The sequence below is a fragment of the Bacillus yapensis genome (genome assembly GCF_005280205.1).
Classification (GTDB): Bacteria; Bacillota; Bacilli; order Bacillales; family Cytobacillaceae; genus Robertmurraya; species Robertmurraya yapensis.
Genome location: NZ_SUND01000016.1, coordinates 122,573 through 129,603 on the forward strand (window position 1 = coordinate 122,573; position 7,031 = coordinate 129,603).

The 7,031-nt window shown below is 33.1% G+C and carries 8 protein-coding genes and 1 pseudogene; 1 reads left to right on the top strand and 8 read right to left on the bottom strand.

The genetic code is table 11. From position 1 onward, the window contains the following. Positions 1 to 302 precede the first annotated feature (302 nt). Positions 303 to 632, top strand: a complete 330-nt coding sequence (locus tag FAR12_RS17970) for a YolD-like family protein (RefSeq protein ID WP_126410189.1) — start codon at positions 303 to 305, stop codon at positions 630 to 632. Between the two features lie 78 nt (positions 633 to 710). On the opposite strand, the gene FAR12_RS17975 is transcribed toward FAR12_RS17970, so the two are convergent. The 8 genes and pseudogenes from FAR12_RS17975 to FAR12_RS18005 form a co-directional block, all read right to left on the bottom strand. Then, positions 711 to 1,403 (bottom strand): hypothetical protein, encoded by a 693-nt coding sequence (locus FAR12_RS17975; protein ID WP_158318924.1) that lies wholly within the window; start codon positions 1,401 to 1,403, stop codon positions 711 to 713. Between the two features lie 963 nt (positions 1,404 to 2,366). Beyond that, positions 2,367 to 2,540: a hypothetical protein gene (locus FAR12_RS23555; protein WP_158318922.1), complete on the bottom strand. Its 174-nt coding sequence runs from the start codon at positions 2,538 to 2,540 to the stop codon at positions 2,367 to 2,369. Between the two features lie 12 nt (positions 2,541 to 2,552). Further along, the gene (locus FAR12_RS17980; protein ID WP_126410191.1) at positions 2,553 to 2,945 is read right to left on the bottom strand and encodes a PadR family transcriptional regulator; all 393 of its coding nucleotides are present in this window, start codon (positions 2,943 to 2,945) and stop codon (positions 2,553 to 2,555) included. 117 nt (positions 2,946 to 3,062) lie between these two features. Then, positions 3,063 to 3,662, bottom strand: coding sequence for a thermonuclease family protein (locus FAR12_RS17985; protein WP_126410192.1), 600 nt, complete (start codon positions 3,660 to 3,662; stop codon positions 3,063 to 3,065). Between the two features lie 11 nt (positions 3,663 to 3,673). After that, complete coding sequence (locus tag FAR12_RS17990; RefSeq protein WP_126410193.1) at positions 3,674 to 4,318, bottom strand: HD-GYP domain-containing protein; 645 nt, start codon at positions 4,316 to 4,318, stop codon at positions 3,674 to 3,676. A 430-nt stretch (positions 4,319 to 4,748) separates the two neighbouring features. Further along, positions 4,749 to 5,111, bottom strand: a complete 363-nt coding sequence (locus FAR12_RS23865) for a hypothetical protein (RefSeq protein ID WP_246010437.1) — start codon at positions 5,109 to 5,111, stop codon at positions 4,749 to 4,751. 162 nt (positions 5,112 to 5,273) lie between these two features. Next, positions 5,274 to 6,134 carry an ATP-dependent DNA ligase gene (locus FAR12_RS18000; protein ID WP_126410194.1) on the bottom strand — a complete coding sequence of 287 codons (861 nt, stop codon included), beginning with the start codon at positions 6,132 to 6,134 and terminating at the stop codon, positions 5,274 to 5,276. A gap of 85 nt (positions 6,135 to 6,219) precedes the next feature. Continuing rightward, positions 6,220 to 6,963, bottom strand: a pseudogene (locus FAR12_RS18005) (Tn3 family transposase); the annotation flags it as partial. Positions 6,964 to 7,031: the final 68 nt, after the last annotated feature.

A 7,031-nucleotide genomic window follows, 5' to 3' on the forward strand; every position in this document is an offset into this window, starting at 1 on the left:
GGACCTTTAGAACAAGCCATTGTATATTTCTTATAAAACTTGTCCATAATATTAGCAACCTAGCAAAATTAGGATACGAGGTGAATAAAATGAAAAAGAAAAGTAACGTAACGAAGAAAACAGCCGCTTCATTTTTAAAGGCCGCTACAGATGCGAAAAAAAAAACCGGAGCGAAATTAGTAAAAGTAAAAATCAAGTAATTATCGTTAAATAAAATTTATCTCTACACCAACCTTGAAAAACGAACGTACATTCGTATAGAATAGAGGTTAAATAACTTTATTCACTAGCGGGTGGTAAGAATGATAAAAAGCCGAAAAGATAAATGGCAACCAGCGTTTGCAACGCACGAACGTACGAGCATGTTGAGAAAACATATTAGTGAACTAGAACGCATTAGAAAACCAGAATTGATTGAGGATCGTTTAGAAGAGATGAATTATTTGATAGCTGAAGCAATGGAATACAATCAGTCTTTATCATTTACGTACTATGTTGAAGGTGAGTATAGGTCATTAATCGGCAATATCCACTACTATGATTCTAATAAGGGTTTACTTCACATTATCGATAACTTCCATGTACCAAATAAACTTGAATTAGCTGATATTGTGGATATGCATACCCTTTAATTTATCCAGGACTTTTATCGAGTACTGGGAGAATTTCCATGAATCTAAACAATAAAAAAGAACCCTTCGGTTCTTTTTTTATATTGAATATAAATCAGCTAAGACTTCGTCACTTTCAATAGAAAGCCCCTTCTCATAGAGAAACTTTAAATGATTCAGATTACTATGCATTTTATAAAGCAAACGATGGACATTATGAAACATCGCTTCCATCGTTTGGTTAGAATCCAGTATTACAGATTTAATAAGCGGGTTATTTATTCCTTTTTTTCTAGCTTGAAAATCTTTAGCTGCCGCTCTATGACTTCCATCGATAATAAAATGAAAAAACTCCGGACTAAAGTATCTGAACGCTTCATAAGTAATAAGTATAATCGGCTTTTTATTTGTAATAGCAACTGGCAAATAATCAAAATGTAGTTCATCATAATCGATATTTAACTGTGATATCTCTCTCATTTCAGTCTTGATTTTGTTCTTCTCCACAATTCTTATAGCTTCAGGTATGTACCAAGTAAGATTCATAAAACTATTATTGGGCAAGTGAATAATACGTTGATAACGTTGTTTATTATTCTTCAAATCTTCAAATTCCTTTTCTATCGAAAGATTCTTCAAAAAATCATCAGCAAGAAAATGAAATTTTTCTTCATATTGTTTTAATAAGATCTGGATTTTTGGGTGATTTTTCATTACGTCATTCATGTAATTAAAGTAGCTATCTAACTTAAATAATTGTTCAAACGTTGGTGTACGGTACAACTTCTTCATCCTCTCTTCTAGTATAAATACTCTCCATTCGTGTATTCGTATTTTTTGGTAGAAGGCTTTTTTGTTTTATCGATTTAAGGCTCAACGATAGGAGATGAATCAAAGTCTTCTTTTCGGTAATCACAACGATTACAGAAGGTGATCCAATTTGGAAATTCTTCATACATCGGCATCATATCACCACCACAATAACATTTGCTGTATCCTATATCCATATCTGTTTCTTACATATCTCTATAACTAAATACTTCCTGCAGCGATACTTTATACTCTACAAAAGGTATTTTAAAAATTCCATCAACTAAATTAAATTCTTCATCAACGACTTCATTATAAATTGCGAGAGATAATGGTAAATCCAATCCGGCAAAAGGATAAATAATGTCAATATGTCCAATTAATTCACCTATAGTTTGTCCGTTTCTTTCATGAATCTTACTTTACTGAAGTATATACTAGTAATCTAACCGTCAATAAGTTTAATGTTTTGTTCATATTCCAATGATTCTATTCGCTTTTTCGCTTCAGTAATCATAACAATTCAACCTTTCTTACAACTAATATAATATTACTTTTTTAAATTAATAGGTTTTTTGAATAAAAAACGTAAAGTTAGAACTAAGAGGAAGATCCACCACAAGATCTTAGCTCCGTTTAAGTATGGTGCCAATTGATTACTAATTTCGAATAATTTAGGCGTAAAAGATTGTCCGCTTTCAATAGGAACAACTTTATAAAATTCGAACGAAAATAGGAACGTTACAGCCTCTCCTAACATAGTTAATTGCTGTTTGTTAAAGACTGCAAAAATCGTTATTCCAAAAAATATAAGCAAAAAGAAGATGAATCCAATATCTAGAGTTTTCAAATTATATAATGGACGCTTTAGTATTTTCAAAAAAAATTCCCTCCAGGTATGTATGATTTGTAAGTAGCAATTTTGTTTATATATAATGCACTTACTCAAAACATTAAGTAAATTTTCAAGATACCCAGTAGTGCAAAAACCAAAGAAATCAATTTTGCAACCATTTTCTTCACTTTTATCAGGACCCATACAGCCCCTATTAGAATGAGGAGTAAAAACGGAGTACTTAAAGACTGAATCCAATCTATAATCGAAATAAAAAAACTCACAAGACGTTCCCCCTATTTATATACTTCCCTTAATATTCTATCGATGGTCGCTTTCTGTTCATCAAAAAGAATTTTGTATTTTTTCTTTAGAATCTCAAACTCTTCTTCCCCTTTTAGAGAGATACTGTAATTGTAAACAACCTGGCGTGTACCGCGAATTTCTTTTCGTTTTGTTAATAGCCCTAGTTCGTCCGACATTTCATGCAGCGCATTTAATAGGGTGGAAGGAGCGGGTTGCCAGTTACGGCTAATCGTCTTAAATTCCTGCTTGAATTCTTCGGCAATCATAGTTGGCCGTTTGTGGAGTAGATGTAAAATATAAAACTTGGTGAACTGTGATGCGGTCATATTTAATGCGAATTTTTTGGGATTTTTATGCTTTGTCTCTCTAGGTTCTTCAGACATAAAAAAAGCCTCCTTTTTGAAGATTCAATATATTACCATTATACCATGTATTCATAGTAGGTAGTAACTCAGAAAGGTTGAAAAAGAAGGAAAAAAACGCCGTTAGGGAGGTTTATTTTATTGAATTACGCTCATATCGTACCCGTTCGATTCTTCATCTACATAATTGGGTATTGACCATATTCCCCTCCTCTCATTTTTCGCAATTTCCTCTGATTCTTTATATAAATCGATATATTTATAATCGTCATAAACATAAGCAACACTTGCTAATCCTTGTTCAACTAAGAGCTGATTAATATTTTGGCCATCATAGAAGACATGGATCAATTCACGCCCGTATTTATCGGTTGAGTCCTTATCTCTTTCAATGGTTATTTTTTTACCTTCGATTAGGTCTTTTAAATATTTGGTACTAACATCCCCTAGTAGTTCTTTCTTGGAAGTATTTTCAGGAGCGTTTATCCCAATCAACCTTCCCTTCACTTCCAAGGAACCACCTCTAAAAAATGAAATTGTATCTCCGTCAGTGACATATTTCACAACCACTTCTTCTGCATCTTCTGAAGTGTTACTTTCATCGGTAGTTGATAACAAACTTTCTGTAAGTTCTACCCCTGTTTCGACTGCTTCTAACGTATTAGAGATTTCCCCTTTAGAGCAGCCACACAAAATCAAGATAAATGGTACAGAAATAACTAGAAACTTTTTAAACATAAAAGGCTCCTTTACGCATATTGCAATTTATCGATTAAGTCCTGGTAAACAATTTCTTCAAATAGGCTTAAGATGCTATGGTCATATGCATTTTTGTTCTTCATTTCGTCCTTCATTATTTCAAGTGCTTGTTCTAACGTAAATGACTTTTGATTCTCTCTATATTCCCTTGTACTTGTTAAAGCACTAAATACATCAGCTACTTGTGCAATCTTTCCTTCAAGCGGGATATTTTCGTTATCAACCCCGAACGGATAACCATATCCATTCTGTCTTTCGTGATGGCGAAGACAAAACTTAACAACATCCTCTCCGAAACCTAATTCAGATAGAGTTAATACTCCATTTAGTACATGATCATGCAATTTTAAACGTTCCTTTTCTGAAAGAACCTCACTAGTTTTTAAAGGATGGTCTTCCATGCTAATTTTTCCGATATCGTGAAGAAGACCAGCAAGGTAATATCGTGATGCATCTAATCCTAATTTATCTGCTATCTTAGCTGCATAATAAGCGACTTCAATACTATGTTCTGCGGTTGCTAGATCACGAAGCGTCAAGCAATGAAATAAAGCAAATGCTTTTTCCCATTCTGATTCTCCTTGGAAGATTTCCTTCATTCGAATAAACTCGAATTTGGCTTGAAAAAAACTCATTTAAATACCCCTCTTTAATTTGTTTTATATTTACTTTAGTTTACTTGAAATGTGATTACTATAAGCAATAAAAAAGCACACAAAATCCCCCTCTTTGTAGGGTGAATCTTGCGTGCTCCGCCTTATCGATTCAATATTATAACTACAATATCCATGTTATTAAGAATGAGATTAAAAATCAATAACATATGTGAATGACTTTGTATTTTTATATTTACTTAGTTTTAGATGAATTAAAGTCAATAAAGTTAATTTTGTTATCTATAAATAGATTTGCGCCTTTTTCTAGATAAAACTTTTCAGCAGAAAGGCAAATACATTCACACAATTTATCTATACTTATTCGCACAGTTTTTGTTTTTGTTATTTTTAAGTTATAGTTGGTGGGGTTTTCCCAATATACACTAGTTGAATCTGCACCGCCTACTGATTATTGAAATTTGTATAAATAATGAAAATCACTATCTTCCTTTTCGTCCCATTCTGGTATATCCGAGTTTCCTTCATGTAAAAATGAACAACGCAAAGAATAACACATTTCACCTGTAAAAATTGGACTTTTCGCTTTTGAGTAATCATCTGTCCAACCAGTAGGATCTGCGTAATAATGATTAACCCAATCATTAAACCAAGTTGCATATTGCTGTCCTATATTTCGTCTACCGTCACGCCTTTTTAAATTCGGATATTCAATCTGTCCGCAAATATCAGGTAAAGTTAACGATAATGCAAGAGCTGCTTGATAGTTCTGATTATAAAGAGCAAGTCTAATATCCTTTATTTTTTCTAACATAGTAACTCTCCAATCAAACTTTATTTAAAATAATCGAACTTGGTTATAAATGTTCAATCCATTTTATTAACCTACATATATGCTAGATTCTACCATAATTCTCAACCTATCTTCTTGGCAAATAAAAAAGTAGAGTAATTAAGATGAATATTCTACCAACATTTAATTATTAAATATAAAGTTCTCAAAGACAGGTATTCGAAAATGTCCTTTTGAAGTAATGTTACGATATTTGATCTTACATTGAACTACTGGCTCAATATATATAAAATTTTTGTCTTCCTCTGTTATAATCTGTTTAGAAATCTGATAAAATGCCTTTCTCTCATCAGGAGACACACCAAACTCCATAACACCAGCTGGTCTAATTCTCCCGTTCTCCTTACGACCTAATAGCCAACCGAATTTCCCCTTACGCAAGCCAAGTATATATACCTGAGAGGTCAAATATGCAATTTTCTTCTGCCAAGCTTCATGACGCTTATTATAATAGCGGGATTCAGGGTTCTTTAAGACAATCCCCTCTAATGAATGCTCTTTTGCTAAATTAAATAACTCTTGGCCATTACCGATACTCCACTTTATCTTACAAGCTGATTCCTGGTCTCCTAGGGCTAAATCGAGTAATCTTTTTCGTTCCAATAAAGGTAAGTGCATGACTGATTCACCTTTCCAATAAAGGATATCAAAAAATACAGCCATACAAGGTGTTTCTTTGCTTAGTATAGCTACCTTTCTATCATCCTTTACATTAATCCTGCTCATTACCTTTTCAAAGTCCGGTTTACCTTGATTGTAAGAGTCAGAGTATATTAATTCTCCATCTAAGATGGTCCCTTTATCAATTCCTAGAGAGTGCAATTCAGGAAAAGAGGTAGTTATAACGTTATTATGGCGTGTATAGATCACAGGCTCCTTCTCTGAAGACATAGTGCTATATAAAATCCTTACCCCGTCCATCTTTAATTCCTGGATTACTGATAAGGATAAATCTAATTTATCTGGAGCTACTTCAAGTAGCATTGGTTCTATAAGGGGTACCGTCAGGAAAATGCGGATTTACAACGCTAAGCACATTTTCGAGACGATTCCCCCATTTTTAACAACGTTAAGAAAATTTCAATGGTCTTAAAGAATCTACCGAGACCATTTTCTCGGAATTAAAATGGTACTCTCCTAGCAAATTAATATGTTCCCAACCTAGAGGTGATATATGGTGCAATAATTCTTCATTAAAACTACCACCCTGTTTTTGATATTCAACTGCTTTTGTTAGATGTAAGGTATTCCAGATACTGATGGCATTAATGATTATGTTTAAGGCACTGGCCCTTTGCAATTGATGCTGTATGGTTCGTTCTCTAAGCTCACCTTGTTTTCCAAAGAAAATAGCCCTTGCCAATCCATTCATGGCTTCTCCTTTATTCAATCCTCTTTGTATTTTTCTTCTTAATGATTCATCCGATATATAATTCAAAATAAAGATCGTTTTTTCTATTCGGCCCATCTCACGTAAGGCGGTAGCTAAGCTGTTTTGTCTTGAATAGGAACCTAGTTTCCCCATAATAAGGGAGGCTGAAACTGTTCCCTCCCTTATAGAATGAGCTAATCGCAAAACATCCTCATAATTTTCTTTAATGACCTTTGTATTTATTTGTCCACGTAAAATGGCTTCTAATTTTGGATACTCACTTGCTTTATCTATTGTAAATAATTTCGAGTCTGATAAATCTCTTATTCTAGGAGCAAATTTAAATCCTAATAAATGAGTCAGTCCGAATATTTGGTCTGTGTAACCAGCCTTAATTGTACTAGTATTAGAAGTAGTTATTAACGTATCTTGCGATAGTAACTACTTCTTTTATATTTCATTAAAGAATTATTATTTGTACTATTAAATTTATGAATATATAGTATCTT